The 26,441-nt window shown below is 51.4% G+C and carries 29 protein-coding genes; 10 read left to right on the forward strand and 19 right to left on the reverse strand.

Annotated features, from left to right (window positions below; translation table 11 throughout):
• Positions 1-112: 112 nt before the first annotated feature.
• Genes UNDYM_RS25745 through UNDYM_RS25770 form a run of 6 tightly spaced genes read right to left on the reverse strand, consistent with a single transcriptional unit; the run spans position 113 to position 5,944 of the window.
• Positions 113-976, reverse strand: coding sequence for an STM4011 family radical SAM protein (locus tag UNDYM_RS25745; protein WP_162043685.1), 864 nt, complete (start codon positions 974-976; stop codon positions 113-115).
• Positions 973-2,313, reverse strand: coding sequence for an STM4012 family radical SAM protein (locus UNDYM_RS25750; protein WP_162043686.1), 1,341 nt, complete (start codon positions 2,311-2,313; stop codon positions 973-975). Before UNDYM_RS25750 ends, UNDYM_RS25745 begins: the two co-directional genes overlap by 4 nt.
• A complete protein-coding gene (locus UNDYM_RS25755; protein ID WP_162043687.1) occupies positions 2,310-3,116 on the reverse strand; it encodes an STM4013/SEN3800 family hydrolase in 807 nt (268 codons plus the stop codon). Before UNDYM_RS25755 ends, UNDYM_RS25750 begins: the two co-directional genes overlap by 4 nt.
• A complete protein-coding gene (locus tag UNDYM_RS25760; RefSeq protein WP_162043688.1) occupies positions 3,104-3,769 on the reverse strand; it encodes an HAD family hydrolase in 666 nt (221 codons plus the stop codon). The genes UNDYM_RS25755 and UNDYM_RS25760 overlap by 13 nt, the downstream gene beginning before the upstream one ends.
• On the reverse strand, positions 3,762-4,871 hold the full coding sequence (locus UNDYM_RS25765; RefSeq protein ID WP_162043689.1) for an STM4014 family protein: 1,110 nt from the start codon (positions 4,869-4,871) through the stop codon (positions 3,762-3,764). The genes UNDYM_RS25760 and UNDYM_RS25765 overlap by 8 nt, the downstream gene beginning before the upstream one ends.
• Before the next feature lie 5 nt (positions 4,872-4,876).
• Positions 4,877-5,944 carry an STM4015 family protein gene (locus UNDYM_RS25770; RefSeq protein ID WP_162043690.1) on the reverse strand — a complete coding sequence of 356 codons (1,068 nt, stop codon included), beginning with the start codon at positions 5,942-5,944 and terminating at the stop codon, positions 4,877-4,879.
• A gap of 483 nt (positions 5,945-6,427) precedes the next feature.
• On the opposite strand from UNDYM_RS25770, the gene UNDYM_RS25775 reads away from it, so the two are divergent.
• Together UNDYM_RS25775 and UNDYM_RS31180 are read left to right on the forward strand one after the other, a co-directional pair.
• Positions 6,428-6,640: a cold-shock protein gene (locus tag UNDYM_RS25775; protein ID WP_162043691.1), complete on the forward strand. Its 213-nt coding sequence runs from the start codon at positions 6,428-6,430 to the stop codon at positions 6,638-6,640.
• A gap of 417 nt (positions 6,641-7,057) precedes the next feature.
• Positions 7,058-7,189 (forward strand): hypothetical protein, encoded by a 132-nt coding sequence (locus UNDYM_RS31180; protein ID WP_255456508.1) that lies wholly within the window; start codon positions 7,058-7,060, stop codon positions 7,187-7,189.
• A gap of 217 nt (positions 7,190-7,406) precedes the next feature.
• Here the strand turns inward: UNDYM_RS31180 and UNDYM_RS25780 are convergent, their stop codons facing one another.
• The 10 genes from UNDYM_RS25780 to UNDYM_RS25825 all read right to left on the reverse strand — a co-directional run bounded on the left by UNDYM_RS25780 (position 7,407) and on the right by UNDYM_RS25825 (position 17,375).
• Positions 7,407-7,856, reverse strand: coding sequence for a TerB family tellurite resistance protein (locus UNDYM_RS25780; protein WP_162043692.1), 450 nt, complete (start codon positions 7,854-7,856; stop codon positions 7,407-7,409).
• 26 nt (positions 7,857-7,882) lie between these two features.
• The gene (locus tag UNDYM_RS25785) at positions 7,883-9,712 is read right to left on the reverse strand and encodes an ATP-binding protein (RefSeq protein ID WP_162043693.1); all 1,830 of its coding nucleotides are present in this window, start codon (positions 9,710-9,712) and stop codon (positions 7,883-7,885) included.
• A gap of 74 nt (positions 9,713-9,786) precedes the next feature.
• Positions 9,787-10,503 (reverse strand): PspA/IM30 family protein, encoded by a 717-nt coding sequence (locus UNDYM_RS25790; RefSeq protein WP_162043694.1) that lies wholly within the window; start codon positions 10,501-10,503, stop codon positions 9,787-9,789.
• 65 nt (positions 10,504-10,568) lie between these two features.
• Entirely contained in the window at positions 10,569-11,426 is an 858-nt protein-coding gene (locus UNDYM_RS25795; RefSeq protein WP_162043695.1) for a hypothetical protein, read from the reverse strand.
• Between the two features lie 33 nt (positions 11,427-11,459).
• Positions 11,460-12,353: a hypothetical protein gene (locus tag UNDYM_RS25800; protein ID WP_162043696.1), complete on the reverse strand. Its 894-nt coding sequence runs from the start codon at positions 12,351-12,353 to the stop codon at positions 11,460-11,462.
• A gap of 35 nt (positions 12,354-12,388) precedes the next feature.
• The gene (locus UNDYM_RS25805; protein WP_232063595.1) at positions 12,389-13,306 is read right to left on the reverse strand and encodes an ABC transporter ATP-binding protein; all 918 of its coding nucleotides are present in this window, start codon (positions 13,304-13,306) and stop codon (positions 12,389-12,391) included.
• Positions 13,288-14,085, reverse strand: coding sequence for an ABC transporter permease (locus UNDYM_RS25810; RefSeq protein WP_162043697.1), 798 nt, complete (start codon positions 14,083-14,085; stop codon positions 13,288-13,290). The genes UNDYM_RS25805 and UNDYM_RS25810 overlap by 19 nt, the downstream gene beginning before the upstream one ends.
• Before the next feature lie 5 nt (positions 14,086-14,090).
• Positions 14,091-15,788, reverse strand: coding sequence for a phosphate ABC transporter substrate-binding/OmpA family protein (locus UNDYM_RS25815; RefSeq protein WP_162043698.1), 1,698 nt, complete (start codon positions 15,786-15,788; stop codon positions 14,091-14,093).
• A 70-nt stretch (positions 15,789-15,858) separates the two neighbouring features.
• Positions 15,859-16,593: a hypothetical protein gene (locus tag UNDYM_RS25820; protein WP_162043699.1), complete on the reverse strand. Its 735-nt coding sequence runs from the start codon at positions 16,591-16,593 to the stop codon at positions 15,859-15,861.
• Between the two features lie 239 nt (positions 16,594-16,832).
• A complete protein-coding gene (locus tag UNDYM_RS25825; protein ID WP_162043700.1) occupies positions 16,833-17,375 on the reverse strand; it encodes a GNAT family N-acetyltransferase in 543 nt (180 codons plus the stop codon).
• Between the two features lie 99 nt (positions 17,376-17,474).
• Between UNDYM_RS25825 and UNDYM_RS25830 the strand changes: the two genes are divergently transcribed.
• From UNDYM_RS25830 to UNDYM_RS25840, 3 genes are read left to right on the forward strand one after another with little or no spacing between them, the layout of a single operon-like run.
• Positions 17,475-18,086 carry a GyrI-like domain-containing protein gene (locus tag UNDYM_RS25830; protein ID WP_162043701.1) on the forward strand — a complete coding sequence of 204 codons (612 nt, stop codon included), beginning with the start codon at positions 17,475-17,477 and terminating at the stop codon, positions 18,084-18,086.
• Positions 18,087-18,114: 28 nt separating this feature from the next.
• Positions 18,115-18,597, forward strand: coding sequence for a GyrI-like domain-containing protein (locus tag UNDYM_RS25835; RefSeq protein WP_162043702.1), 483 nt, complete (start codon positions 18,115-18,117; stop codon positions 18,595-18,597).
• A gap of 30 nt (positions 18,598-18,627) precedes the next feature.
• Positions 18,628-19,500 carry a GyrI-like domain-containing protein gene (locus UNDYM_RS25840; protein WP_162043703.1) on the forward strand — a complete coding sequence of 291 codons (873 nt, stop codon included), beginning with the start codon at positions 18,628-18,630 and terminating at the stop codon, positions 19,498-19,500.
• On the opposite strand, the gene UNDYM_RS25845 is transcribed toward UNDYM_RS25840, so the two are convergent.
• Positions 19,497-20,405, reverse strand: coding sequence for a LysR family transcriptional regulator (locus UNDYM_RS25845; RefSeq protein ID WP_162043704.1), 909 nt, complete (start codon positions 20,403-20,405; stop codon positions 19,497-19,499). The genes UNDYM_RS25840 and UNDYM_RS25845 overlap by 4 nt on opposite strands.
• 141 nt (positions 20,406-20,546) lie before the next feature.
• Between UNDYM_RS25845 and UNDYM_RS25850 the strand changes: the two genes are divergently transcribed.
• The 4 genes from UNDYM_RS25850 to UNDYM_RS25865 all read left to right on the forward strand — a co-directional run bounded on the left by UNDYM_RS25850 (position 20,547) and on the right by UNDYM_RS25865 (position 24,323).
• The gene (locus UNDYM_RS25850) at positions 20,547-21,203 is read left to right on the forward strand and encodes a hydrolase (protein WP_162043705.1); all 657 of its coding nucleotides are present in this window, start codon (positions 20,547-20,549) and stop codon (positions 21,201-21,203) included.
• 69 nt (positions 21,204-21,272) lie between these two features.
• Positions 21,273-23,150: an amidohydrolase gene (locus UNDYM_RS25855; protein WP_162043706.1), complete on the forward strand. Its 1,878-nt coding sequence runs from the start codon at positions 21,273-21,275 to the stop codon at positions 23,148-23,150.
• Positions 23,147-23,557: a hypothetical protein gene (locus tag UNDYM_RS25860; protein WP_162043707.1), complete on the forward strand. Its 411-nt coding sequence runs from the start codon at positions 23,147-23,149 to the stop codon at positions 23,555-23,557. Before UNDYM_RS25855 ends, UNDYM_RS25860 begins: the two co-directional genes overlap by 4 nt.
• Before the next feature lie 28 nt (positions 23,558-23,585).
• Complete coding sequence (locus UNDYM_RS25865; protein WP_232063596.1) at positions 23,586-24,323, forward strand: YoaK family protein; 738 nt, start codon at positions 23,586-23,588, stop codon at positions 24,321-24,323.
• A 50-nt stretch (positions 24,324-24,373) separates the two neighbouring features.
• Here UNDYM_RS25865 and UNDYM_RS25870 read toward each other — a convergent pair whose 3' ends face one another.
• The gene (locus UNDYM_RS25870; RefSeq protein ID WP_162043708.1) at positions 24,374-25,135 is read right to left on the reverse strand and encodes a head GIN domain-containing protein; all 762 of its coding nucleotides are present in this window, start codon (positions 25,133-25,135) and stop codon (positions 24,374-24,376) included.
• 66 nt (positions 25,136-25,201) lie between these two features.
• Entirely contained in the window at positions 25,202-25,405 is a 204-nt protein-coding gene (locus UNDYM_RS25875; protein ID WP_162043709.1) for a DUF4124 domain-containing protein, read from the reverse strand.
• Between the two features lie 186 nt (positions 25,406-25,591).
• Here UNDYM_RS25875 and UNDYM_RS25880 point away from each other — a divergent pair, with 186 nt between their 5' ends.
• Positions 25,592-26,386: a class I SAM-dependent methyltransferase gene (locus UNDYM_RS25880; protein WP_162043710.1), complete on the forward strand. Its 795-nt coding sequence runs from the start codon at positions 25,592-25,594 to the stop codon at positions 26,384-26,386.
• The last annotated feature ends 55 nt before the right edge of the window (positions 26,387-26,441 follow it).

Below are 26,441 nucleotides of genomic sequence, written 5' to 3' on the forward strand. Positions count from 1 at the left end.
GAGCTTTAGGTTGAACCGATATTACTTCCTTGTGTATAGACGACAAACGATTGTTTTCAGCTAAAAACATGAAAAAATCATATAAGGCAAAACACTTTATCTTATTTCCCACTCATGCTGCAAAGCGCACAGGTATTCTTTCCAGCAAGCCGCTGCCATATACCTCATGCGATTGCATGGCATCCAGATGGATATAACCTATGTGGCAGTGACAAGTCGCTTTGCTACAGGTTTCTTTCTTGAGCATGCTGGCCAGTGGATCAGTGAAAATATTGCCTTTACGGGTCTTGATGAAATGGCAGCGGAACAGGTCGCCATTCCCCTCTATGGACACCACCTCACTGCCAGCCTTGCAGTCTTTGCCCATGCTTTCATACCAGGGCAGGTTCAACCTGAACAGATAATCGATGTCTTCAAGAAAAGCGATTTCTTCTTCCGAGTAATAATCCACTTCACGTTTATAGGCATTGATCCACATATACACATCCTGCGGCAGGCGCTGGCGCAGAGAAGTAATTTGTGGGAAGTGTTGTTTTAGTCCCACTACACCGACGCTATGGCGTATCTGCAAGGCAGCCAGTTCATTACATTTCCCGATGAATTTTTCTTCGGTCACAAAATCGGGGTGATAGGTAGTCCATAAAGCCGTGGTCTGTTTATTGCAACGTGACAGCCATTGCGTATTCCAGGCCAGATTAGTTTGCGCCGCCACCTTGCTGACATGCGGCAGATGCGACAAACGTATCACTGCTTCCTGATACCATTTACGCACCAGGGCTTCACCGTAGGGTGTAATAAACACTTCCATGGGCTGGTCTGCACTGCTGTTTTGCTCTACCCAATCGACAAATCTGTCCAGGTCTTTTTTATCCAGCGCCTGCAGTTCACGGCTGTTTTTTTCTTTGGCAAAGGGACAGTATTCGCAACTGTAATTGCAATCTGTCAGGTGGCCGCGATAAATAATTTTCAGGCTCATTTGCTGACGTACTCCTGCATCTTTTGTTTGACGGCTGGCGAAATAAACCAGTGGCCGATGAGATCAGAATAAGCCATGCCTTCGCCTTGCAGTTGCATGCGACCGGCATTCTCTTGCGCCAGATTCATTTCCAGCAGAGCCTGCAATTCAGGAAAATCCGCATACACATCCGTACCATAAATACCTTGGTAATGCGCAGCATCCAGCCCTTGCGCTTTAAGCAAAGACTTGATCAGGTAACGACGCTTCCTGTCATCCTCAGACAGGCGTATGCCATAGCTGGCTGCCATGAAGTCGGCGCGCTCCTTCGCAACATAGTCATCGATGATCGCTGCTACATTGGGTTTGGAGACGGCATATTCTGTCGAGTAATGCACATCTGTTGTGTAAGACCTCGCATTCGTACCCAAGCCTATCATGCCATCTTCCTGGCATGAATATTCTGAACTTTCACGCAAACCAGCTACCTGCTTGCGAAACAGGCGCATGGAATCCTGCGCGTAACCGTTGGCCTGCAAAAAGTCACGCCCTATGCGGTATAGCGTGCTGCGTATGTCTTGGTTTTGTATGCTGATATGCTTCTTGAATAGCGAAGTCAGGGGGCGCACATACAAGGGGTACAGGAAGATTTCCGTCGGTTGAAACTGCACTGCTTTTTGCAGCGATGCCAGCCAGGTTTCCACCGTTTGCCCTGGGATGCCATAAATCAAATCAAGATTAAATACCGGGAACTGGTAGCTGCTGATTTTCTCTAGCAGCGGTTCCATCACGGTTTCTGGCTGCACCCGCCCTACCGAACGCGCTTCAGCTTCGATAAAACTTTGTATGCCTATGCTGAGTCTTTGCACACCATGTTGCGACAGAAAAGTCAGCTTTTCATCATTGATGGTATCAGGTGAAATCTCAAAGGAACCTGGTGTGTTTTTCAAGTCTAGGCCCAGGGTATCGATGTAAATAGTAAACAATTGCTCAAGTTGGCTGATGTCCAGATGACTGGGTGTACCACCACCGATGGCATAACCGGCAAAGTTGAAATCACCCAGGCTATCCCTTACGACTTCAGCTTCCAGCTGTATCTTTTTAAGGTATAGATTAACCAGATCTTCCTTGGGATGCGACACCGTAAACAAATTACAGAATGAGCATTTCATGCGGCAAAAAGGAATATGCGTGTAGAGATACAGCGCATGCTTTTTCTCTGTTGCCCACAATGTTTTCAAATCCAGTTTTTCTTCAAACGTCCTGTACGCAGTCTTGTGCGGGTATGAATACAGATAACTTTGAAAACGGTTGGTTTCTTCCAGATAACGACGAAATGTATGAGCTATCTCTGTCATGCCAGGCTCCCTCGCCTCAAATGAAAATCTGCATAGGGAATAATCCAGACTTTTTCATGCCCCAGCCTATGCCCTGTATAACCGTCTTCACCGTAGGTTGTGCCGTGATCAGAACTGATAATCACAAAGGTATCACCCATCTGATTGAGCGCTTGAAACAAGGGAGGTAACTGGCTGTCTATATAACGCAATGCCGCAGCATGACTGGCCAGGCTGTCGCCAACTGAACCGGGCAGGTAATGACAATTGGGTTGGTGTAGTGCAGATAAATTCATAAATAAAAAAACTTTTTGATCAGGTTTTTGTTCCAGCAACTCTATGGAAAATTCAACTTGATGCCTGGTTGATTCAGGATCGGTCACACCAAACTCTGGCTGCCAGTAACTTTCCTGAAACAGATTGGGCAGGACACAGGACAAGGGATTTTGTTTTTTGAAAAAGCCGACTCCGCCTATGCAGATAGTGCGGTAACCGATGTCAGCAAAGCCGCTGACTATGTCTGGCGTATCGAAACAATAGCTGGATGTACCCGTGGTTTCACTGCCCGCGAACTTCAATGAAAATAAACGCTCATGCACGCCCGGCCTGGCAGGTGTGGGGAGAAAACCAGCAAAAAAAGCACAGTGCGATGCGTAGGTAAAAGAACCGGGTGCATGGCGCTCTTCCCAGCCCGCAGGCAATATACTGGCAAGAAAAGGGGTGCGACCTGTCGCAAGCTCTTGTTGTGCGACGTCATAGCGCAGGGTATCAAGCGTAATGATGAGGACATTGCTCTTGCCCACTATCTGGTTCATATCATGCATGCCAGAGCCTCCTCAAGGTCATGGATACCTGATAACACACGGTCTGGTCTGACTGCCACGGTTTCGTTTTCAGGGCTGACGAAAACTGTTTTTAATTGCATGGCCATGGCTGGCTGCATATCATTGATGTAGTCGTCCCCTATCATGACTACACTGGCATGGTAAGCGTAACTCAAAGCATGTGAAAACAAGCGAGTATCAGGTTTGGCATAACCCACCTCAGCAGAAATAAAGATATGCTCAAAATAATCTGTCAGACCTGCACTCTGTAATTTGCGACGCTGCACATGTGCTGAACCATTGGAAATAATCATGAGCTGGTAATCAAGAGACAAACGTTCCAGCATCTCACTAAGCACACTATCTGGCTTCACAAAATCTGGCAGTGACATATGATCTTCCCACAAGCTTTCTGCGGTGTAAGGAAGTCTTGGGAAACGCTGCAGTAATTCCTGGCAAAAGAGTTTACGGTCTTTTCTGCCATGGCAGTCCAGTGCAATCATTTCTGCTTGTAGCAGCGACATATCTTCACCAGAAAATGCAGCCTGATTCCTGCTGATGAAATTCTGTATATAAGCATTGAAGGCCGCGTCCCTGTCTACCAGGGTATTGTCGATATCAAACAGCAGGCTGGCTTTGTTTGCACTAAGCATAGGCCAGCCTCTGTCTTTCCAGCACTGCATTGATTTCTGCCAGGTAGGTATTCTCGCCATTGTGCAGCAAATTAGGCAGCAAATCGCCAAAGGCATTGGCTTCCAGCAGCACGGGGGATGTATCATTTCTGGGTAACAGGATATCCAGTCCGGCATATAGCGAGCGCGGAAATGCATGCATGGTTTTTTCCACCAGGGTATCGATCTCTTGCCAGGTCGATGACGACAATTCCAGCTCATCGACAGCGCAGCGCTGGTTACCCAGATGCAGATTGGTCATGGGGCCGCGACTGAGTCTGGCAATTGCATGCCTGCGCTGACCTGCTATGCCCACTACCCGCAGATCGTAAGAACTGTCTTCATGCTTTGCCTTGGGCATCCAGCTTTCTACCATGGCACCCTGGGCGAACAAGAAATCGAGAATGTTCTGTATCTTGTTTCGCGCAGTATATTTTTTTATTTTCAGCGAATTGTAATAACGGTCACCATCAATACCATGCACGATCTCTACCGTAGAGTAAGCCTGTTCTTTACCGTTTCTTTTATTGTATTCATAAGCGACGATGCCCGATGCAGAAGAGCTGGAATTCAGTTTGATAAAAAAGCGGCTGTACGCCTGCGTTTCTGCGTAAGCGAAAAATTCATCGTAGCTGGAAAATACTGGCAGACTGGGTAGCGTATGGTCAGCCAATATTTGCTTGCACACGGGCTTGTTAAACATGCTGACGATATCATCAGGGTGATTGAAGCAGTTCAGCCCCGCTATCTGCTGTGCTATTGTTTCCATCAATTGAGAAAATCCCCGGAACCATAGTCGCGGATGATAAATCCTGCCACGTTCATCTTCCAGCCCGCTGGCATTTTCCAGACCACCAAGGGCGAGTATTTTCTTTTCCACAGCAAAATTTTCACCGGGTGATTCAATCCTTACCGTGTCGCCATCCCTGAGTACATCAGGCAGTTTGCACTCACCATTCAAAATGCTCAGGTAGGGGATGACCAGGGCAGTATCCTGCCCTGCTTGTTGCAATGCTTCCTGAAAAAAATGCACGCGGCGGTTTTCAGGATTGCCTAACAGTACAAAACGGGATTTCTGTTGCATCTGTCTTATTCTGTGACCGCAGGATAACGCCATTCATCTTCAGTGTCTTGCTGGTCAGTGACATCCACCAGAATAGACAATTTTTTGAATTCCTTGATCATGTCATTCGACAAATAATGATAGTGCAAGTCCAGTTTTTTAAGCCCGGCTATCTTGCTGCTGTCCAGCAAGGCGCGACCACCTTCGTCACTAAGTGTGCCCATGGACAAGTCCAGGGTTTCCAGTTGCTCCAGCACGGATGCCTGTGCTATCTCAGCTGCAATCTCATTGGCGATTTCACTATCTACCAGGCCCAGGTGTTTCAGTTTGGGGAACAGGTCTTTTTGCATGAAAGGACGCAAATCATCAAGCTTGCCATCAAAGCCATATTCATCGACACCGATATACAGTTGCAGGTATTCGAGATTGGGCAAGTGGGCAGTCGCAATTTTTTCTATGACCTCTTTGGGCAGGCCACCACATTCTATGGTCAATGCTTTGAGATGCTCATGCTTTAGCGGCTGGGAAGATAAGACCAGGTCTTTCGAACCCTTGATGTGCAAGCGTTCCAGCGCGGGAAAGGCTGCAAACAGTTGAGTGTAATCGGCCTGGGTGATCCAGGAGATTTCGCACTCTTCAGAATCCATGTCACCGACAAACAACTCTTTCAATTGCGGCAGTTTGCCTGGATTGGCGATCAGCAAGTCCAGGGATGCTTGCGGCCCTTCTTCATATGCTTCTTCCCAGGCGGCGATCACCAGTGACTCAACATCTGTTGCCTGGCTACTGTCCAGAAAAGCGGTGACTTTTTCCAGCAAGGTCTTGCCTTCTTCAGCTTCGTCGTAACTTACGCCTATACGTCGCGCTACTTTCTTGGCGCTGGCACCGGTTTTTTCTACATAGCCTTTTTTGGTTTTTTCACTGATCAGCTTTTCCATTTCCTTTTGCGCTTTTTCTGGCGTATCGAAGCTGCTGATTTTTTCCTGACCTGTGGTACCTATCTTGCCGTACTTCACATTCAGGGTATTCGCTTCAATTTCAATCTGCCAAAACTTGTAAGACTTGGAATCCTGGTATTCAAAATAATGTTTCATTGCCTGACGCCTTTAAAATGTGCGGTTGGTCTCACGAAAGAATGATCAGCAACTCATTTTTCGCGTTGGGGAACTGCAAAATATCTTGTCTTTCACACCAGATAATCGGGTTCACATTGCGCCTTGTCAAGCAAGAAAATCAATTGTTACATTGCATGTTTTGAGCATTTGTTTTCCTGTGAAGATGAGTCAATTTCTGAGACACAAGCTCCTGCAGAGGCTGCTTTATTCAAGCTGTAATGGCAAAGCAATTAGTTGCCGCTATTCACTGCCCATCAAAAATATTTTTAAAAAAAATTAGGCACTTTTAAAGTAAACGTGTATATTCCGTCCTGTACTTGCATCAAGTCCTTAATTTGTTGGTCCCAATTCCGCATAGCTTTATCTCTCTGGCTGTTCTGTCTTTTTTCCACTGGTTTTATCACTTGCTTACAAGTCCATATCGGGCAATTTTGCCTATGGTTTTATCAAAAGGAAAAAAACATGAGTACTCAAACAGGTATAGTTAAATGGTTCAACGATGCCAAGGGCTTCGGCTTTATCGCTCCTGATGCAGGTGGTGCAGATTTGTTCGCCCACTTCCAGGACATACAGTCCAGCGGCTTCAAAAGCCTGAGCGAAAACCAGCGTGTGTCTTTCGAGCGCACAGCCGGTCCTAAAGGCGACAAAGCCAGCAACATCCAGGTTCTGTCCTAATATCAGACCAAGGTCTTTATTGACCTTGTCGGGTGAATTCAATTTGCCCGGTCGCAGCGCTTTTGACTAATTTAGTAATACCGGCCAGTGACACCACGCAGATAGCATGGGTTGCTGGGAATTAGTCAATCGCATGGCGACACCCTTCATCTGTCAGTGTTCATGTCTCGTACAAAATGCTGATGCGCAGAATGATACTTACCGGCTCTTGGTACCACGCAGATAGCATGGATCAAGAGAAAATGGTATTGTCGTTAAAGGATGCATAGTGCATCCTGTGAACAAGACCGCAGAGTAAGCTCAGCCTACTCCAAAGCGCCTTCATTCTCACCGGCTGGATTTGCATGTCTATGTATATGCGAACCGGGAAATGGTGTAGTGAAGTGTTGAAGGATCTCATTCGTGGTAAATCCTGTCATGGACCGAACTATAGCGGACCAGCAGGAACAGGCAAACACCCCCACATTACACCGCGCAGATAGCACGGGTGATACACCAATCAATGACACCATGCAGATAGCATGGGTTGTTGTCAGTTTGCCGGAATGAATGGAATGCCCACCTTTGGTGGGCTTTTTGCGTTTACGCCTATGCGCTTACTTCGGGTGTAAGCTCATACATCCAGCCCTCAGTTTTGTGCATGGAGATGGGCTTCGATCAATTGAAGGCAATGAAATTGCTACGAATACCCATCACCATTCCAAGCTTTCTGTGGAGGGACTTTAAACGCAGAATGCAACAGCAGGCATGCGATACAAAAAAATAATCAGCCCAATTCTTTTGCCACTACAGCCACTGATCCGGCATCCGGCAAATGGGATAATTGTGCCAGCATGTGGTCTTTGATGGCTTCATTGATTTCATCAAAACGAGCGGGTACAACATTCAAACTGGCAGCAATGGCGCGCACTGTCGCTGTTTCAGCATCACTGAATGTACCATCGGCAAAGCCTGTCATGACACTCAATGCCACGACCATTTCACGTTCTTGCTCATTGGAAAAATCTGTAGCTGCCAGTGTGTAATCTGCAGATGCGGCCAATACTTCATCGAAAGAAGGGTGGCTTGCCGCACTGATGCTGCCTTCATAAAAACTCTTGATCAAGGCAACTTCTGCTGGATGGATGCCATCTGTTCTTGCGACCTGCAACATGATTTTGCTGGCTGCGATAATGGCGCTATCACTCAGGGATTGCGGTGCGAAAAATGGAAACATGGTTTTCTCCTGGATATGGATAAAATTTAAATAGCGTTGCGCAGGACTTGCAATTGCTGCTGCACTTCCTGCGGTGTCATATTCTTGAAGCGGTCAGGCAACATGGAGCGGCGTGAAGTTTCAAACACGGCCAGCATTTCCATGAAGGCGATCATTTGTGTTTCTTGCGGTGGCATGAAGTCGGCCACTGCCATCTCAAAGATGGCCGACGTAATTTCACCATCGCCACGCTTGGCAAATTCCAGCGCCAGCAAGGCTACTGCTTCCAGATCGGCATTCGAATAACCGCGCAAGACGTCAAACACCGGCAAGGTATTGGCCCAGTCTATCGAACATTTGACGTCGTAACGACTGAGTATCGCCTTGACGATGTCGGCGCGTTCAGTGGCAGTGTCGGCGTAAAAGAAAGGGATTTTCCTGTCCAGGCGGCCGGGGCGTTTGATGTCGGTATCAAGCTTGTCCGGGCGGTTGGTCATGAGGATGAACAAGACCTTGCCACGGTTCTCGGTATCAGACATGAACTCCTTGAGGCGCGCAATCACACGTGAGCTGGTGCCGCCGTCAGAGTCATCGCCCTGCTTGCCAAAGCTGCGGTCGCCTTCATCAATGACCACGGCGATAGGGCCCATGGCCTTGACTGCGTTCAGCACACGCTCAAGATTGGCCTCTGTCGAGCCCACCCATTTCGAACGGAAATTTTTCAGGCTTACGCCTGACAAGCCAGCCTCTTTCAAGAAAGCCTTGATGACAAAAGTCTTGCCCGCACCCATCGCCCCCACTGCCAGCAAACCCATGGGTGATCTTGCCTTGTCGCCGGACTTAATGGCCTTGGCAATTTCCATCAACTCTGTCTTGATGTTTTCATTACCACCTACGGCGCTGAGATCATGCTTGGGTTCGATGAATTCGATGAGGCCAGCGCATTCTTTTTCTATCAGTTCACGCTTGCGCTTGCGTACTATTTCCATCATTTCGGAATAGGGGTCGACATCGACATCTACAGCCAGGGTCTTGCCCGGGTCTATCAAATGGGCGATTTCTTCCGGTGTCATGCCAGCCGTGATGGCGGATAGTTTTGCGGCACGGTCTTCTGCATTGGCCTGGCCTTGCAAAAGACTGGCGATGAGCTTGGTGCGTTCTGCTTCACGCAAACCTTGCGGGCCTTCTGCCGCGACGATGCTGCTCAGTTGTATCACGCGCAGACCCGCAGTTTGCTTGGCCAGCAATTTGACTTGCTGCTCTTCCATCCTGGGGGCGTAATGCCTGACTGCTATTTCACGTTCAGCTTCTTGCGGTATCGGCACTTCTACTGCCGCCACCTTGGGATTGGACATGATGGCCTGATTGATCTCGGCCAGCGATTCACACAGCAGAATAACGACATTGTCTTTTTGCGCCAGCGCGTCATCGAGTGACCAGCGATGCAGGGTGGTGAAGGCGATGCGGTCTTCCAGCGACATCATTTGCGGATCGCCATTCGGGAAGATCGTGCCCGCATAAGGGAAGATCACGGCATTCGACGCATGTTCACGCATGCGGCGTTCTACCGATTCAAAGATGCCCGGCAAACCCTTGTCAGCCAGATAGCCGTACAAGACTTCTTTCTCTTCTGTCGTTGCGCCTTGCAGGAAACGTACGCCACGGTCAAGGCTGATTTCCATGATGCGGTTCTTGTTTTCCTTCAGCAGGACCTGGGACAGGAACTCAGTCATGCCATGGGCGACGCCATCGACCAGATAGCGGTCAAAGACATTGCCATACAAGACGAAGACCGAGGCTTCGCCTGCCAGATATTTCTGTCTCAGCTGTTCTGCCCAGACGGGCAGCGTGCGCTTGCTAGTGCCAGTTTCGCTCATGGATGTTTGCTCTGTCTCTTCGCTTTAATTATTCACTGGTGTTGCCGGATGTGGACAAGCCTTGCCAAAACCAATTACATGGTCTTGCCCCCGCTGTTCGCTTCTGCCTGGCCAGCACGGGCTTTTTTCATGTCTTCGAGTTGCTGCTTGGCTGTCACTGCACCACTGCTCTGGCGCAGTTTGGCCAAACGTACGTCGAGATCAGAGCTGCGCAATTCCTGACCCAGGTTGGCTTCAGCCACGGTGTTCTTGATATGGTCACGCACATTGCTGAGCGCCTTGACTTCGGCATCGACAGACAGGCCTTCGAGCTGGTTCTGTATCGACACCCGAGCTTGTGCACTGTGCATTTGCGCCAGCATGCGGTCTTTTTCTGCCTTGAGTTTATCGATCTCACCTTTGACTTGCAGCAGCGAATCCTTGGCATCGTCTGCATCGGTCTGGGCGATTTTCATGTCTTCCTGCAGAGCAGCGACGCTGGCATCGAGGGCATTTTTCTTTTGTATCAGCACGACTGCCAGATCATCCTGGTTGGTGGCGATTGCACCTTCCAGATCGGCAGTGATGGATGCCAGTTCTGCCTGCTCCGCCTTCAGGCGCGCTTCTACATCCTGCCTGCGGCGTATGATGGCTGCAGTCGCGGCCTTGAGTTTGGTGTACTTGCTGATCATGGAATCGATGGAATTCTGGTAGGCGATTTCCGGGTGGCGTTTTTCCACATCGGTAATCCACAATGAGACGAAGCCTGACCAAAGATTGGATAAGCGGGCGATGAAATTACTGTCAGACATGTTGATCCTCTTTTAGGTAAATAAATGACCTGAATTGACTATAAGTTGAATATGAGTTGATAGTGTTATCGAACTATCGCTTCGAAAAAAGTTTTGTGATGCTTGGCAAAAGTCTGGAAGCCATGATCCAGGCTGGCACGCATGGCTGCATGTTCTTTTTTGGGGCTATAAGTAAAGGCCAGTTCGGCACCTTTGGTGGCCCATGCAAAATGGTCAGCCTCGGCTGCGCCGCCATGACCACTATGTATCTGCAACCATTGATAACATGGATGGTTTTGACCGGCGATTTCCTGCTTGGCCTTTTTCAGGAAACGGGTGACTTCTTTTTGTTCCTTGCGCAGGTATTCATCTATCATGGAGAACTCGCGGTCAGCCAGAATTTCTGAGCCCAGATGGTAGCCTATCGCTGCCATGATGGCGTCCCTGCTGTCTTCACTGCCGTTGCCATAACCCTGCGCAACCTTGGCATTCAGGGTCTTTAACCAGGCGGGTTCGTTGAGCATTTTATTCAGCTCCGCAGTGGAAGCGGCATAGCCTTGCTGACGTGCATAACGCAATAAGCCAGCCAGGGTTGCCTGCGCCAGGCAACGGTGGGTATCGCGGTATTCGGTATCGCGGTCATCGAATTCATCACGTGCAGCATCAAAGAAAAAACTCGCGATAAAAACACTGCGGTCATTCAGCAAGCGTTCTGCCACGGTCTGATCGACAAACATGGTGCGCGAGCGGCCTATCTTGCCGGACAATGAAGCCACGCCGGAACCAAAGAAACCATTCCAGCTGGTATAACGGGCAAAGAAACGCAGCAAGCCTACCGCACCTTCTGCGCCAGCGAGATTCAGCGCATTTTTTACCCTAGCCTGTGCCAGCTCGAAATCTGCCAGGCCCTGTAAATCTTCCTGCGTGATGATGCTGTATTCCATGATCTTCGCTTTCCAGTGTTTACTGAATATTTTTTACTGCGTATTTTTCTGTGCCTGCGGCTGTACTTTTACCCCAGCTGCAATGCGGCTTTGCTTGCGGTTTTCCAGCTCTTGCGAAATCACCGGCATGGTATCGCGCAAGGCGCCTTCGAGTTCCGCCTCCAGGTCTTCTTCCAGCCCCAGCTTGGCTATCGATTCTGCGAGTTTGGAATCAACGTCGGATGAAGTCGGCGCGGTCATGATGGTCTGGTAAATCTCATCCATCTGGTCGGGCATGGAAATGATGGCGGCTTCTATCGCCGCCTTGCGACTCAGCATGCGGCGCTGGCGTGTGATGAGCGAAAGATAATCATTACGCGCTTTTTGCAATTGCAACTGGTCCATGCCCGGTTTGATATCCTGTAAATCCTGATCGATGCGTTCCAGACGTGTTTCCACTTCTTTCATGTTGACGGAATTGGCCCGCTCTTCTATGACCGTCAACGCCAGCCACATGCTCAGGTAATCTAGCGTAGCATCATCAAGTTTTTCCACATCATTCATGGACAAACTGGTGCGGCTGTCGCTGGCATATTGGTAAAGTGAAGCAACATGCTGCAGCATGCGTTGATAAGCATCCATGGAACCAAATACCTTGAAGGCGATGCCTTCGCGTTTGTGGATTTCTTCTAGGAAGTGCTGTCTGGAAGCGGCCCTCTCCTGCTCGCGGTATTTCTTGTCGACGGTGGCGCGAAAATTTTCTGAATACGGGATAAACATGGCAGCGATGGTTTCCCCGGCCACCAGACCTATTAGGGGTATCAGCGCGGCATTGAAGCCGTAAGGTATGGATATCAAGACGCTGGCGGCGACCGTGCCCAGCACGGCAAACACATTGCCCTGGCTGTACAGCATTTCCTTAACGTATGAAACTTGTTTGATCTGCACGTTTTTATTTCAATTCTTTATTTCAATTCTTTATTTCAAATGGTGACTCTGAGCGTACCGCGTCCGGGACTGAGTTTGTGTAGTTGTGTCAGTACACGTTCCTGCATGTTGACTGCTTCGGTAGAACGCTGCCATACGGCTGAACGCGGGCGGCTCTCGGTAATTTCAAAGTCGTCAGCAATCTTGGCGGGCTGGGTAGAAAGCACGATGACACGGTCACCCAGCAACAAGGCCTCAGTCACATCATGCGTAACGAAGACGATCAGGCAGGGGCTGGTCTTGTGCAGGGTAATCAGCAGTTGCTGCATTTCTTCACGGGTTTGTGCATCGAGTGCGCCGAAAGGCTCATCCATGAGCAGGATACGTGGTCGCAATACCAGCGCCCGCGCCAGTGCCACGCGCTGGTTTTGGCCGCCGGATAATTGTGCAGACGACAGGTTTTTTTTATCTGCCAGGCCGACGGCTTCGAGCATGTCATCTACCCGCTTTTTCCATTCAGCTTCGGGAAATTTTTTCTTCCACAAACCGAGGCGAAACGGGAACGCGACATTTTCATAAACAGTCAGGTCTGGCCGGTTGGCGTAGCGCTGGAATACCATGACGGCATCATCATGCGGCCCGTCACATGCTTCGCCATTGATATGCACGGAACCAGATGTGGGTGACTGCACACCAAAAGGACGCACCCCACCCATCATGTGCAGCAAGGTACTTTTGCCGCAGCCTGAGGGGCCCAGCAACATATTGATGGTGGGCTTGTCGAAAGACAGGCTGATGCCATCAATCACACGGGTCACAGGGCCATCTGCATTGGCATATTCCTGCACGATTTCATTGAGTTGCAGGCTGATGTCGGTGCTGGTCGTCATTGTGCTGGTCGTCATTGTGCTTGCAGGGCTGGTGTCTGCCATAGTATCAGTCTTGGTATCCATATTCACTGCGAAGTTTCCCATGGATAGAGTTTTCTTTTCAACAGGCGCATCAACTGGTAAGTCACCAGTGCCAACGCGATGATGACGATGATGCCGGCAAACACCTGATCCATGGCGCTGAAGCGGCGCGCGTTCTGTATCAGTTGGCCCAGGCCTTCGCGGGCATTGACGTATTCAGCGACGGTAATATAAGTCCACATGACCGAGATACTGACGACGACAGCGTCAGCAATACGCGGCATGGCCATGGGCAATACGGCTTTTTGTATGCATTCCCACGGTGTGGCACCGAGGTCACGGGCGCTGATGTAATAGCTTTGTGGCACGGCCTGTATGGCATCGCGCACCATGGGCACCAGGTACACCACGGCACCGATGAACAGGAAGGCGATCTTCATGACCTCACCTATGCCCAGCCACATGACGAGAATGGGCAGCAAGGCAACCACAGGCGCAGAACGGAAAGGATCGATCAGTGGCGACAGCAAGGCATTTAAACGCGGTGCTGCACCCATCACGACACCCACTGGTATGCCTATGGCGATGACCAGCAGGCCAGCGGCCAATACCCTCCCAGCCGACCACAGGGTGGCATTGAACAACATGCTGTTACCCTCATTCCATGACAGGTAGAGCATGGCTTGTGCCACGGCCCAGGGCGATGGCAGCCTGGTCGGGCTGACCATGCCTGATGCAGCAATGACTGCCCACAGTACCAGTACCGTGGCCACTGATGCTATGCCGAGCTGACGCCGCAAGCCAGGCGACATGACGGCATAGGGATTCCAGAATGTCGTCATGATGCTTAACGTGCGAATACGCCGATGCGGGTTGTACGGTTCAGGGCGCGGCAATCTTCCAGTGCCAGGCCATCCGCTGCCGGATTGCCTTCATTACACAAAGGTTTATCCGGGCCATTACCAACGATCTTGAAACGTGCTTTAGGGAATTCCCATTGCTCATTCAAATACTTCACCACGGCCGCAGCACGGGCTTGCGACAGACGCAGGTTGGAGTCACGTGCACCAACACCGTCGCTGTTACCGCTGACTTCAAAATAGGCGCTGCCATTGTTTTCTATGAAGGGCACCATTTCTGTATCAACGACGCGCTGGGCTTTCTTCGTCAGTTCGGCACTGCCGGTAGCAAAACCGACGGTGACTGGCTTGGTGACGCTGGCGGCCTGTTGAGTAGCCACTTTTTGCGCAGTCTCTGTAAACTGGTATTGCGGTTTGGCTGCTGCTGTTTCCACTGCCGTATTCTTGGCCAGCATGGCTTTGATGAAGCGGTAGTCAAAACTCTCTTGTGGATTGACGACGGGCGATTTTGGATTCGCCAATGCACCTGCAGCACGGTAGATGCCATCAAAACGACGGTATACGCGGTCATAGTGATTGGTGCCGCCAACCAGGCCCAGGATACGGGCATTGTCTTCCAGGCCTGTCCATACCAGGTTGTTGAACAGGGACTTGATGAAAGGCTTGCCTTCCTGCTTGGCCAACAGTTTAAAAAATTCTTCCGTATTCACCAGGGCATCGACGGCATTGTCAGGTTTTGCTCTTGCCTGTGTCACGCCTTCCATCCAGCCTTCCACAAATTTCTGGATGACAGGGATGTTTTCTTCTTTTGCCAGTACGCGGCTGTCACACACCATGATGTCAAAAATCAGGTTGGTAGCAGTCTTGGTCGAATACACGACATGGCCACCTTTGACATTGCGCAGTGCCAGTGACAAATCAGGGTCCCACAGCGCGGCGGCATCGACGTTGCCGGATTCCAGTGCAGCGCGTACACCCGCAGTACCCTCATCAGCATTGATGAAGACAAACTTGACGCTTTCTTTCTTGCGCGCAGTCATCGAAGAATTTTCTATCGCATCAATCAGCATGCCATGCGAAGGAGTGAACTGCAGTACGGCGACCGAATGACCAGCGAGGTCTTCAATAGTGCGTATGCCACCGTCTTTGGCGATGACAGCATCGGCACCCTGGGTATTATCAACCACCATCACGGCACGCGCATCCAGACCCGCATTGCGCAGATTAGGTTGTTCCTGCGCCCAGGAGTCAGACGTACGCCACGCGCATTGCGCAGCGCCAGACTCAAACACGGTTGCCAGCGCCGGGATGTCATCCTGAATGACGAATTGCATATTCACGCCCTTGGCTGCATATACAGAATTGGGCTGGGTAGTCAGGCTGTTGCCATTGGCAACCAGCGCAGGTGCATAACCATGGAAGCTGACGATACTGACCTTCAAGGGATTGCCACTAGAACCGAGTGGCCCGCTGCCCGATACTGGCGCAGGAGCAGGCTTGCCAGAAGGCGTCACGCCATTGGCTTTGCCGCTTGCAGGTGCACTGGCGGAAATTGTCGTACCGGATTTTGCATCAGCCCGGTTGGCCCACCAGTCCTTGAGTGCCAGATTCCAGGCCGCAGAGCCTGCGGCTCCTAGGATAATCACTGCAATAAGTCCTTTAGCAAGAGGGCTAGCTGTAGCCATGGTCATTCCTTGATGATGTGTTGTTAGTCAGTGTGAGGTCGGTGTAAGTTCGGTCTGGATTGTTCTGAACTCAGTGTGAAAATTGCGCAGGGATTTCGCGCAATCTTTCTACTTCTGCCTGCAGGCGCTTCACTTCGCGCTCACAGTTTTCCTGCGCAGCTTTTTGACCACCTTCCAGATTGGTGATCTGTTCTGCGGTTTTTTGTATCTCGCGTGCCAGCAGTCTTTCCATTTCAGCGATCTGCTTGCGGATTTCTGTAACGGCTCTTTCTTCTGCCGCCTTCAAATCAGCGACTTCAGCAATCACCTGCTGCTGGTTGGCGGTGAGCTGCGATTCAAGTGCTTTTTGATAGTCTTCCAGTGCGGCGATTTTTCTTTGCGCATCAATGATGGAATCGTCGATAGTCCAGTTATCGTCAGCCGCATCCATGGCATGCACTGCTGCCTTGCGGGTGGCTTCATCCATGGCGCGCAAGCCGTCAAGCAGCCTGAGCAGGCGTTCAGCCGGGAAAGGGGAATCTGGTATCTGGGCGCTTTTGAAGATATCTTCAAAAGATTTACCACCGGCGACATCAGCCGCCGCGTAGGCGATGGGTGGATTGATGGGTGGAGCCAAGGAAGTACCAGCGTCACTGGTGTCCGGCAACGGCGGCGGATTGGTGCCCGCAGTTTCATCGGTAAATTCGCTGGCAGCCTGGTTTATCAGGAGTTCGTCGCCCGGCGCCACACCATGCAATTTCAATTTTTCTTCATCAGATAACTCGACCAGCTTGGCAGCAGCCAGAAACTTCAGGATACCTTTCACGCGAATTACCTCTTCAGAAAAATCTATGTGTGCAACAAGATACAACAGGCTGGCATAAATTGCCACTTTGATTGCATGTGCCGGTCGCTTGAAAACCAGCTATTTGTCTCTGGGAGAACACAGTATCATCTGTCCATTGTGCGAGTAGTGCACCATGTATGGGATTGCACCGGAAATTCAATAGCTATTTCACAATATACTTTTCTACAGGCCATTTTAATTTCCCAATGGCAAGTAAGCTAAAACAGTTGCTTGCGCATGCGACTTAATGGTGCAACTACGCCGCCAGGCAAATCCAGATTGAAGCGCTCAAATACAGTAAAACCACAAGCCAGGTAAAGCGGTTCACCCGGCATGGTGGCGGCAAGCTCCAATACCCTGAATCCCGCCGCCTGTGCCTGGGTGCTGCAATGTTCGAGCAAAAGACTGCCCAGGCCACGGCGCGCTGCCTTGGGCTCGACAAAAAAAGCCCGTATGCGTGCAGCATCGGTCGCCGGATCAAGCAAGTTATCCACACCCTGCTTGGCCTGGTCACCGCCAAACAGGGTCTTGCGCTTGCTCCAGCCACCGCAAGCCAGCATGCTGCCCTGCTCTTCGATGACAAAATAAGTCTGGTCATGGATGAGCTGGCTATCGACACCAAACACATGCGTGAGCAAGGCCTGCGCCTGCTCAGGCGTATAAAAGGATGCGCTAAGCTGTATTGCCGAGCGGGCGATCAGGGCCTGCATGGCGATGATGTCGGCTTCCGTAGCGCAGCGTATCTTCACATTGTCATTCATCACTCTTCCTTTTCCAGACCTGACAATGCAAGTCCGCAAGATTTGTCAAATCCCTTCATGTTAAGGTGAGCACCTCGCTGACTAGTGCATTTCTTAATCATGGATAAGCTGGATTTGAAGAAGCAATTTAAATCTGTATATCAGGCATCTGCCACTGCGGTGGCTGAAGTGGATGTGCCTGACTTTCATTTTCTCATGATAGATGGCCAGGGTGATCCAAATTCATCCAGTCATTATGCGGCAGCTGTGGAAGCCCTGTTCACAGTAGCTTACACCCTGAAGTTCATGGTCAGAAAGAGCAGCGCGGCAATTGATTATGCCGTCATGCCGCTGGAAGGCCTGTGGTGGGCCGAGGACATGGCAGCTTTTGTGGCGGACCGCAAAAGCGAATGGCAATGGACCATGATGATCATGCAGCCCGGATTTATCAGCGCAGAGATGGTAGCAGCCGCCATCGTTGCAGCAGACAAGAAAAAAACTCTGCCAGCATTGCAGAATTTACGTTTTGAAAGTTTCAATGAAGGGCATTGCGCACAAATCCTGCACAAAGGCCCTTTTAGCGAAGAAGGGCCGACTATAGACCGCCTGCATCAGTACATCAATACCAACGGCAAGCTGACAGGCAAGCATCATGAGATTTACCTGAGTGACATACGTAAGGCCGCACCGGCAAACTGGAAGACCATCATACGTCAACCGCTCAACAAATAAGACCCGCTAACAAGGAGCAGGAAAAACCATGCAAACAAAAATCACCGATAAAGTTGTGGAAAAAGTTGTGGAAATAAGTGGCTTCCAGATCAGTGGCCTGCAAGTACGCACCCGCAATGCCGATGAAGCTGATAATGCCACCGGCAAGATAGGACCCCTGTGGGGCCAATTCTTTGCCAGAAATTTGCCAGAGACCTTGCCAGCCAAAACCGGCGATGGAAAAATCTATGGCGTGTATTCAAATTATGAAAGTGATGCGAATGGCTGGTTTAACGTAACAGCCGGTGTCGCGGTCATGGCGGCTTCAGCAGAGCTGGCCAATGTCAGCATCGCTGCCGGTCGCTATATGGTATTCAATTGCGAAGGTGAAATGCCTGCTGCCATCATCAAAGGCTGGGGTGAGGTGTGGTCTTATTTTTCGGGTCAGTCAGAATACCAGCGCAGCTACCTGACTGACTTTGAAGAATATCAGGGACCTGCACAAGCGGCGATCTACATCGGTATAAAATAAGCACCAACCACATTTCTTTACAAGGCCAGCATGTCCGCATTGTCCACCAATCCAGCCCTGCAAGTCAGTTATGAACGCCGTCTTTCCCGCGTCACCAATTACCTGCATGCGCATCTGGATGAAGACCTGGATTTGAACAAGCTGGCCGACATCGCCTGCATGTCGCCTTATCACTGGCACCGTATCTATCGCGCCATTCATGGCGAGAGCGTGGTGGCGACGGTCAAGCGCCTGCGCCTGCAAAGAGCCGCCACCCTGCTGGCGCGCAGCGACATGGCGATAGATAAAATCGCAGAATTTTCTGGCTACCCCAACCTGCAATCTTTCACCCGTATTTTTGCATCTGTGTATGGGCAACCACCGGCGCGTTACCGCAAGGAGGGCAGCCACCAGCAATTCCCTCTGCCGGATGAACTCAGTGCTGACCTGCATTTCCCGGTCAGTATCACCAGCATAGCCCCGGTGCAATTGCTGGGCATAGATAATCTTGGCAACTACATGGGCATCAGCAAGACCTTTGATATTCTCACCGGTTGTGCCGCATCAAGGCAATTGTTCAGGGAAGATACCCGCTGGATAGGGATTTACTACGATGATGCAATGACGGTGGAAGAAGACAAGCTGCGCTCAAAAGCCTGCATCAGCGCACCGCAGCCTTTGCCGGAACAGGCATTGCAAGAACCCCTGTCTTTGACAGAGCTGCGCGGTGGCAAATATGCCGTGCTGACTTACAAGGGGCCTTACTCTGACATGCAGCCGGTGTATCGCTGGTTCTTTGGCGTCTGGCTGCCTGCATCCGGTGAAGAGATAGACGATGCGCCGCCGTTTGAAGAATACCTGAACAACCCGCGTGATACTGCACCCGCAGATTTACTGACAAATATCTACATGCCCTTGCGTTAAGCGAATGGAGATAGCGCTTCATCATTGAATTCCCTGACCAGGAAATCAATGAAGGCCCTGGCCGCCATGGGCAACCTGCTGGACGGCACGTACAGGGCATACAGGCTGATCAATGGAGCCTCCTGCCACTCACCGAGTATCTGGACCAACTCACCCCGTGCCACCCATTGTTGGGTGATGAAATCCGGCTGCAAGATTATGCCCAGACCATCGGCGGCGGCTTGCGTCAGCATCTCGCCATTATTCGAACACAGGGCACCGCCTACGCGTACGCGTTTTTCACTGCGGCCATCACTGAGCAGCCATTCCGCCCCGGTCAGGTTGTGTCCATAATTCAGGCACCTGTGCTGGGCAAGGTGTGCTGGCTCTCCGGGTATGCCATGCTGCTCCAGATAAGCTGGGCTGGCATACAGCGACCGTTTAACGGCACAGATGCGGCGTGCTGCCAGATTGGAATCACTCACATGGGCGATGCGCAGGCTCAGGTCAAAACCCATTTCTATGGGATTGAGCATGCGGTCGTTCAGGTCCATGCGTAACTCAACACGCGGATGCTGTTTCAAAAACTGACTCATGCGCGGTGCCAGCATGATGGTGCCAAAACTCATGGGTGCATTTACCACCAGCTTGCCAACAGCCTGGGTACGTCTTTCAGTCAGGGCCAGGCTTACTTCATCTGACAGTGCCAGGATAGAGCGCACGTATTCATGCAGTTCTGCACCTGCGCTGGTCAATGACAAAGCGCGGCTGGTACGGTTCAGGAGCTTGACGTTATAAGTTGCCTCGAGCGAGGCCACCAGCTTGCTGACCTGTGAGCGCGTCACATCCATTTCTCGTGCAGCCGCAGCAAAGCTGCCATGCTGCCAGGAAAGGGCAAAAGCGCGAAAGGCATCGAGTCTGTCCATGCAATGTTTCCAATCTGGATACTTAATGAAGACATTTTACTATCTAGTGCACATTATGGAAACAATCTACAGTACACATGTCTGGACACAAACCAGCAAGCCCCTAAAAACCCAGCATTTCAAATTAACGGAGTACACATCATGAGCAACCCAAAACTGGATTTACTGACAGCCTCCAACCACAGCCTGATCCTGATTGATCATCAGCCGCAAATGACCTTCGGCGTTGCCAGCGGCATAGACCGCCAACTGCTGAAAAACAATGTGATAGGCCTGGCCAAGTCTGCCAAGGTATTCCGGGTACCGACCGTGCTGACTTCAGTAGAGACTGCCGGTTTCTCCGGTGAAATCTGGCCTGAACTGCTGGCCGAGCTGCCAGACAACAAGATTTTTGAACGTACCTCGATGAATACCTGGGATGATGAAGCAGTCAAAGCCGAGTTGAAAAAATTTGGCCGCAAAAAACTGGTGTTTGCGGCATTGTGGACTGAAGTCTGCCTGACCTTCCCGGTGCTGGAAGCCATGCGAGATGGCTATGAAGTGTATTTCGTTGAAGATGCCTCTGGCGGCACCTCAGCCGCTGCCCATAACATGGCCTTGCAACGCATGATACAGGCAGGTGCGGTGCCCATGACCTGGCAGCAGTATCTGCTGGAACTGCAACGCGACTGGGCTAAAAAGGATACCTACGAAGGCACGACAGGCGTGGTGGTTGAACATAGCGGCGCCTATGGTTCTGGCATAGATTATGCAATCACCCATGTACACAAAATGGCTGCACGCAAAGTCACGCATTGAATCACAATGAGTGACAATGAGTAGTACCCGAAATGCAGCCTATGATCAATCTTAACGACAACTGACATCATGATCGCTATCGCCGACACACTGTACCTGAATGGCCGTTTCACTACCCTGGACAAACAAAACCCTCAGGCAAACGCGGTAGCGATTACCGATGGCAAATTCATCGCCGTCGGTGATGCCGCAGAAGTGCGCCGTCACATGGGGTCGAACACCAAGGTCATCGACCTCAAAGGCCGCGCCGCCATTCCCGGCTTGCACGACAGCCACACCCACCTGATACGGGCAGGCTTGAACTACACCATGGAATTGCGCTGGGATGGCGTGCCCTCCCTGGCAGACGCCATGCGTATGCTCAAGGAACAGGTGGCCCGTACCCCGGCCCCACAATGGGTGCGGGTGGTTGGCGGCTTCACTGAGCATCAGTTCGCAGAAAAAAGGTTGCCAACGCTGGCAGAAATCAATGCTGCCGCACCTGATACGCCTGTGTTTATCCTGCACCTGTATGACCGTGCGCTGCTCAATGGCGCAGCCCTGCGTGCAGTCGGCTATACCAAAGACACACCTAGTCCGCCGGGTGGTGAAATCGAGCGTGACAAACAGGGCAACCCGACCGGGCTTTTGCTGGCCAAACCGAATGCCATGATCCTGTATGCAACCCTGGCAAAGGGACCCAAACTGGACCCGGATGCGCAAGAGATTTCTACCCGGCTGTTCATGCGCGAGTTGAACCGGCTCGGCATTACCTCAGTCATTGATGCGGGTGGCGGTTTTCAGAATTACCCGGATGACTACCGCATCATAGAAAAACTGCAGAAGGCAGACGAGCTGACTGTACGCATCGCCTACAACCTGTTTACCCAGAGACCTAAGCAGGAAGTAGAAGATTTCCAGACCTGGAGTGATTTGCTGCCGCCCCTGTCCGGCGATGCGATGTACCGTCACAATGGTGCGGGTGAAATGCTGGTATTTTCAGCGGCTGACTTTGAAGATTTTCGCGAGCCGCGCCCAACTCCTGTCGATAGCATGGAAGATGAGCTGGAGCGCGTAGTACGCCTGCTGGTGGAAAAGCGTTGGCCTTTCCGCCTGCATGCGACTTATGACGAAACCATCAGCCGGGCACTCGATACCTTTGAGCGTGTGAACCGCGATATTCCATTCAATAATCTGCACTGGTTCTTTGATCATGCAGAAACCATCAGCCCGCAAAACATAGACCGCGTCAGGGCCCTGGGTGGCGGTATCGCGATACAGCACCGCATGGCCTATCAAGGCGAGTATTTCATCGAGCGCTATGGTAGCCAGAAGGCAGCGCATTCACCCCCGGTGCGGCGCATGCTTGATGCCGGCATTCCAGTCGGCGGCGGTACTGATGCCACCCGCGTTGCCAGTTACAACCCCTGGGTCAGCCTGGCATGGATGATCACTGGCAGGACCGTCGGTGGTACTAAGCTGTATCAGTCAGATAATCTGTTGGACCGTGAAACCGCCTTGCGTCTGTGGACCACAGGCAGTGCATGGTTTGCCAATGCAGATGGCAGACAGGGGCAGATCAAGGCCGGACAACTGGCGGACTTCATCGTGCCCTCAGCCGATCTGTTTGCCATTCCTGAAATGGACATCGCCAGCCTGGTGTCGCACCTGACCGTTGTTGGCGGCAAGGTCGTGCATGGTGACGATGTGTTTTCTGACCTCGCACCACCGATGCCACGGGCAGCCAATGACTGGGCACCAACCAATGTCTTTGGTGGCTACTGGCGCGAACCGCTGGTGCAAAAAAACAAAACCGGTCATCTGCAAAAACCTGTACAGCATGCCAACTGCTGTGCGAAACCCTGCCAGGTTCATGGGCATGGCCACACGTCCAGTTGGCTCAATCCCGTACCGGTATCGGATGAAAAAAGTTTTTGGGGCGCACTGGGTTGTGGGTGCTGGCTATGACACTGCCCTCTTCGATGCAGACACTGGCCCTGGCTATGCTGGCCAGTGTGTTTGCCTGGAGTGCCGCTGACAAATTGTTGCACTGGCAAGACGGGCTTGCTGAAGTCCGTGCGCAACTGCCTTTTGCTCCTGTGATTTTATTATGCGGCACCGTGTTCTTGCAGACTGCTGGCGGTTTGTGCCTGCTGGCAGCAGCCTTCTTTCCCGAGCAACCCCTGCTGCGTTATCTGGGCGGCTGGTCAGCGCTTGCCCTGGCTGGTTTCACCGGTATGGCAACGCTGCTGTTTCATGCATTCTGGCGCGAGAAAAATGCGAAGGAAGCAAGACGCATACTGACCGTGTTTCTGGAGCATCTTGCTTTGGCAGGTGGCCTGTTGCTGGCAGCCACGCTCTTGCTGAGCGCCTGAGTCACCCTACTGAAAACGGACAAACAATATGCCCAACAACACCTCTCCTGCAACACCAGCGAGTAACCCTGCACCGGCATTTAATGCGTGGATGGCACCCCTGCTCGCCCTGGTCGCTGCCTATGTGGATACCCTGGGTTTCATTGCCCTGTTCGGGCTATTCACTGCCCATGTCACGGGCAACTTTGTCCTGATAGGTGCAGCGTTCGTGCATGGTGGCAGCGGCATGACTTTAAAGTTCCTGGCATTCCCGGCCTTCATCGCCGGTGTCTTGGTGGCCAAATGGACACACGGCTTTTTGAGCGCACGTGGCAGCACGAGGGTATTAAAAACCTTGCTGGCGCTGGAAGCCCTGTTCCTGTTCGCGTTTGCCATGACAGGTATTTTGCTGCGGCCTGACCTGGATGCCAACCCCGGATACACCGCCATCGCCACCGGCATGCTGGGTGCGCTGGCCATGGGCTTGCAGAATGGCACCAGCCGCCTGAGCCTGTCCAGCCTGGTACCTACCACGGTCATGACCGGCAATGTGACACAGATCGTGATTGACCTCGTCGATGCCGCATCAGGTAACATTATAGCGCGCGAACGCATACGCCGCTTCATACCTGCGGTTGCGGGTTTTGTAGTGGGTGCGGTCGGCGGTGCTCTTGCTTACGCCGGCCTGGGCTTTATTGCCGTCCTGCCTGTCATTGCGGTGTTGCTGGTACTGATTTATATTGCAGACCCGATTATTAAGCCAATTATTACAGGCCCGCGCCAGTAATCCGCAAGGACGATATCCAAGTGCAGATTGCAGACTACGGGCCGCATTGCCTAGCCAGGCACGTCGCCCTTGCGCGTTACTTTGCCAGAACCACCTATGGACTTGCTGATTTTTGGATCGCCATAATAACTGACGTCACCGGAGCCGCCTATGCTGACATCCAGTTTGTCCCTGGCCCAGACCTGAGCTGTGCCCGAGCCGCCTATCTTGATCTTGACGTTGCGCGCTTCCAGTTTGCCCAGCTTGATATCGCCAGAGCCACCGATAGTGCCAGCCACATCATTGACATTGCCGGCAGCCACGAAATTGCCGCTGCCGCCTATGACCACACTCAGGCTATCTGCCTGCAGGGCCTTGATCTGTACATCACCTGAGCCACCTATCTTGGTCTGCAATTCTTTGCTGGCCAGCTTGTCGGTCCAGACCTTGCCTGAACCACTGACAGCGATTTTTTCAAGGTTCTTGCAATACACCACGATATTCATGGTCCTGGTTTTAGGGTAGGTGTTTTTGTCGGCATTGCGGATTTTCAGATAACCACTCTCAACCACAGTTTCTACCAGCGACTGCAGATTGTCGTCAGTCTCTACCTGTACACCTTCTTTATCGCCCTGGCGCAATTCCAGTCTGGCGGGCAAAGCCAGGTCTATGCCAGAGAAACCCGTGACGGTGCGGTCTTGTTTCTGGATATTGCCTGAACCTTCTACGGCCTTTCCTTTGAACCAGCCATCTGACCAGTCAGCGGCAGCGGGCAGGCTGGCCAATGCCAGCAAGGCCCCCAGGATGTAGCGGCGGGAAATCGGATTTTTCATCATAGTCTCCTTAATAATTGTTGCCTTGAGACTATCACTAATGAGCGAAGTTCCTGAAAAGGAAACTTATTTAGGCTGTGGCTTGGGTGCGCTATCGTTTTTTGCAGGCTGGGTTTTCAGGGGTTTGATGGTCACTACCTTGCCCTTGCTTTTGCATGGGTTGTCTGACCAGACCACACGGCCATCAACTTCACAACGAAATACCGGTGTTTGTGCTAAAGACAGGACAGGAAACAACAGGGGCAATACCAGGAGGAGAGATTTTTTCATGAAACACTTAGAGAAGAAATGCATGCACGATTATACCCTGTATTCTGTTTTCTTTTTTACATCTCCGTGACATTTACCGCAGCTTCTTGAAAACCGCTTATGATGCGCTGCACGAAGAACAATTGCTACGCCATGGAACGTTTATCCGGCGTGGCGGTCACAACACTTTTCCTCAGGAGACTTTGTATGAAACAATTTCTGCTCGCCATGAGCCTGATCACAGGTTTGGCATCCAGCCAGGCAGTGCTGGCCGATGATGCCTTGAAGGCTGCCATTGCCGGACAACAACGCACGCCAGCCAATGCCTTACGTGACGGCGCGCGTCATCCGTATGAAACCCTGACTTTCTTTGGCATCAAACCAAATATGACTGTGGTTGAACTGTCCCCCGGTGGTGGCTGGTACACAGAAATTCTGGCACCGTATTTGCGCGACAATGGCAAGATGATTGCGGCGCTGGGCGACCCGGCCGTCAGCAAGGGTGCTGCCAGTTTCAAGCAAAAAATGGATGCCAACCCAGCCATTTATGGCAAAGTACAGTTGGGTCTGTTTGCGCCTCCCGCCAAACTGGAATATGCGGCCAAGGGCAGCGTCGATATGATACTGACTTTCAGGAATATCCATAACTGGATAGGCAATGGCGAACCAGCGATGAAAGCCCTGTTCCAGAATGCCTATGACAGCCTGAAACCAGGCGGTGTATTTGGTGTGGTTGAGCATCGTCTGCCAGCCAGCAAGGTGCAGGATGAGAAAGCCAGCACGGGCTATGTGCATGAAAGCTATGTCATCAAACTGGCTGAAAGCGTGGGCTTCAAACTGGCTGCAAAATCTGAAGTCAATGCCAACCCTAAAGACAATGCCGACCATGAAAATGGTGTCTGGGCTTTGCCACCTACCTATGCCAACAAGGAAAAAGATAAGGCTCAGTATGAAGCAATCGGCGAAAGCGACAGGATGACACTGAAGTTCGTCAAATCTTAAGACGCCAAGCTCAACTGGCAAGTCTGGCGGTAACAGCTTATGATAGCTGTTACCG

The sequence above is a fragment of the Undibacterium sp. YM2 genome (genome assembly GCF_009937975.1).
Classification (GTDB): Bacteria; Pseudomonadota; Gammaproteobacteria; order Burkholderiales; family Burkholderiaceae_D; genus Undibacterium.

Coding starts and splice junctions, on each gene's coding strand:
- UNDYM_RS25745 (WP_162043685.1), bottom strand. CDS start 976: ATGAGCCTGAAAATTATTTATCGCGGCCACCTGACAGATTGCAATTAC.
- UNDYM_RS25750 (WP_162043686.1), bottom strand. CDS start 2,313: ATGACAGAGATAGCTCATACATTTCGTCGTTATCTGGAAGAAACCAAC.
- UNDYM_RS25755 (WP_162043687.1), bottom strand. CDS start 3,116: ATGCATGATATGAACCAGATAGTGGGCAAGAGCAATGTCCTCATCATT.
- UNDYM_RS25760 (WP_162043688.1), bottom strand. CDS start 3,769: ATGCTTAGTGCAAACAAAGCCAGCCTGCTGTTTGATATCGACAATACC.
- UNDYM_RS25765 (WP_162043689.1), bottom strand. CDS start 4,871: ATGCAACAGAAATCCCGTTTTGTACTGTTAGGCAATCCTGAAAACCGC.
- UNDYM_RS25770 (WP_162043690.1), bottom strand. CDS start 5,944: ATGAAACATTATTTTGAATACCAGGATTCCAAGTCTTACAAGTTTTGG.
- UNDYM_RS25775 (WP_162043691.1), top strand. CDS start 6,428: ATGAGTACTCAAACAGGTATAGTTAAATGGTTCAACGATGCCAAGGGC.
- UNDYM_RS31180 (WP_255456508.1), top strand. CDS start 7,058: ATGGACCGAACTATAGCGGACCAGCAGGAACAGGCAAACACCCCCACA.
- UNDYM_RS25780 (WP_162043692.1), bottom strand. CDS start 7,856: ATGTTTCCATTTTTCGCACCGCAATCCCTGAGTGATAGCGCCATTATC.
- UNDYM_RS25785 (WP_162043693.1), bottom strand. CDS start 9,712: ATGAGCGAAACTGGCACTAGCAAGCGCACGCTGCCCGTCTGGGCAGAA.
- UNDYM_RS25790 (WP_162043694.1), bottom strand. CDS start 10,503: ATGTCTGACAGTAATTTCATCGCCCGCTTATCCAATCTTTGGTCAGGC.
- UNDYM_RS25795 (WP_162043695.1), bottom strand. CDS start 11,426: ATGGAATACAGCATCATCACGCAGGAAGATTTACAGGGCCTGGCAGAT.
- UNDYM_RS25805 (WP_232063595.1), bottom strand. CDS start 13,306: ATGGGAAACTTCGCAGTGAATATGGATACCAAGACTGATACTATGGCA.
- UNDYM_RS25810 (WP_162043697.1), bottom strand. CDS start 14,085: ATGACGACATTCTGGAATCCCTATGCCGTCATGTCGCCTGGCTTGCGG.
- UNDYM_RS25815 (WP_162043698.1), bottom strand. CDS start 15,788: ATGGCTACAGCTAGCCCTCTTGCTAAAGGACTTATTGCAGTGATTATC.
- UNDYM_RS25825 (WP_162043700.1), bottom strand. CDS start 17,375: ATGAATGACAATGTGAAGATACGCTGCGCTACGGAAGCCGACATCATC.
- UNDYM_RS25830 (WP_162043701.1), top strand. CDS start 17,475: ATGGATAAGCTGGATTTGAAGAAGCAATTTAAATCTGTATATCAGGCA.
- UNDYM_RS25835 (WP_162043702.1), top strand. CDS start 18,115: ATGCAAACAAAAATCACCGATAAAGTTGTGGAAAAAGTTGTGGAAATA.
- UNDYM_RS25840 (WP_162043703.1), top strand. CDS start 18,628: ATGTCCGCATTGTCCACCAATCCAGCCCTGCAAGTCAGTTATGAACGC.
- UNDYM_RS25845 (WP_162043704.1), bottom strand. CDS start 20,405: ATGGACAGACTCGATGCCTTTCGCGCTTTTGCCCTTTCCTGGCAGCAT.
- UNDYM_RS25850 (WP_162043705.1), top strand. CDS start 20,547: ATGAGCAACCCAAAACTGGATTTACTGACAGCCTCCAACCACAGCCTG.
- UNDYM_RS25855 (WP_162043706.1), top strand. CDS start 21,273: ATGATCGCTATCGCCGACACACTGTACCTGAATGGCCGTTTCACTACC.
- UNDYM_RS25860 (WP_162043707.1), top strand. CDS start 23,147: ATGACACTGCCCTCTTCGATGCAGACACTGGCCCTGGCTATGCTGGCC.
- UNDYM_RS25865 (WP_232063596.1), top strand. CDS start 23,586: ATGCCCAACAACACCTCTCCTGCAACACCAGCGAGTAACCCTGCACCG.
- UNDYM_RS25870 (WP_162043708.1), bottom strand. CDS start 25,135: ATGAAAAATCCGATTTCCCGCCGCTACATCCTGGGGGCCTTGCTGGCA.
- UNDYM_RS25875 (WP_162043709.1), bottom strand. CDS start 25,405: ATGAAAAAATCTCTCCTCCTGGTATTGCCCCTGTTGTTTCCTGTCCTG.
- UNDYM_RS25880 (WP_162043710.1), top strand. CDS start 25,592: ATGAAACAATTTCTGCTCGCCATGAGCCTGATCACAGGTTTGGCATCC.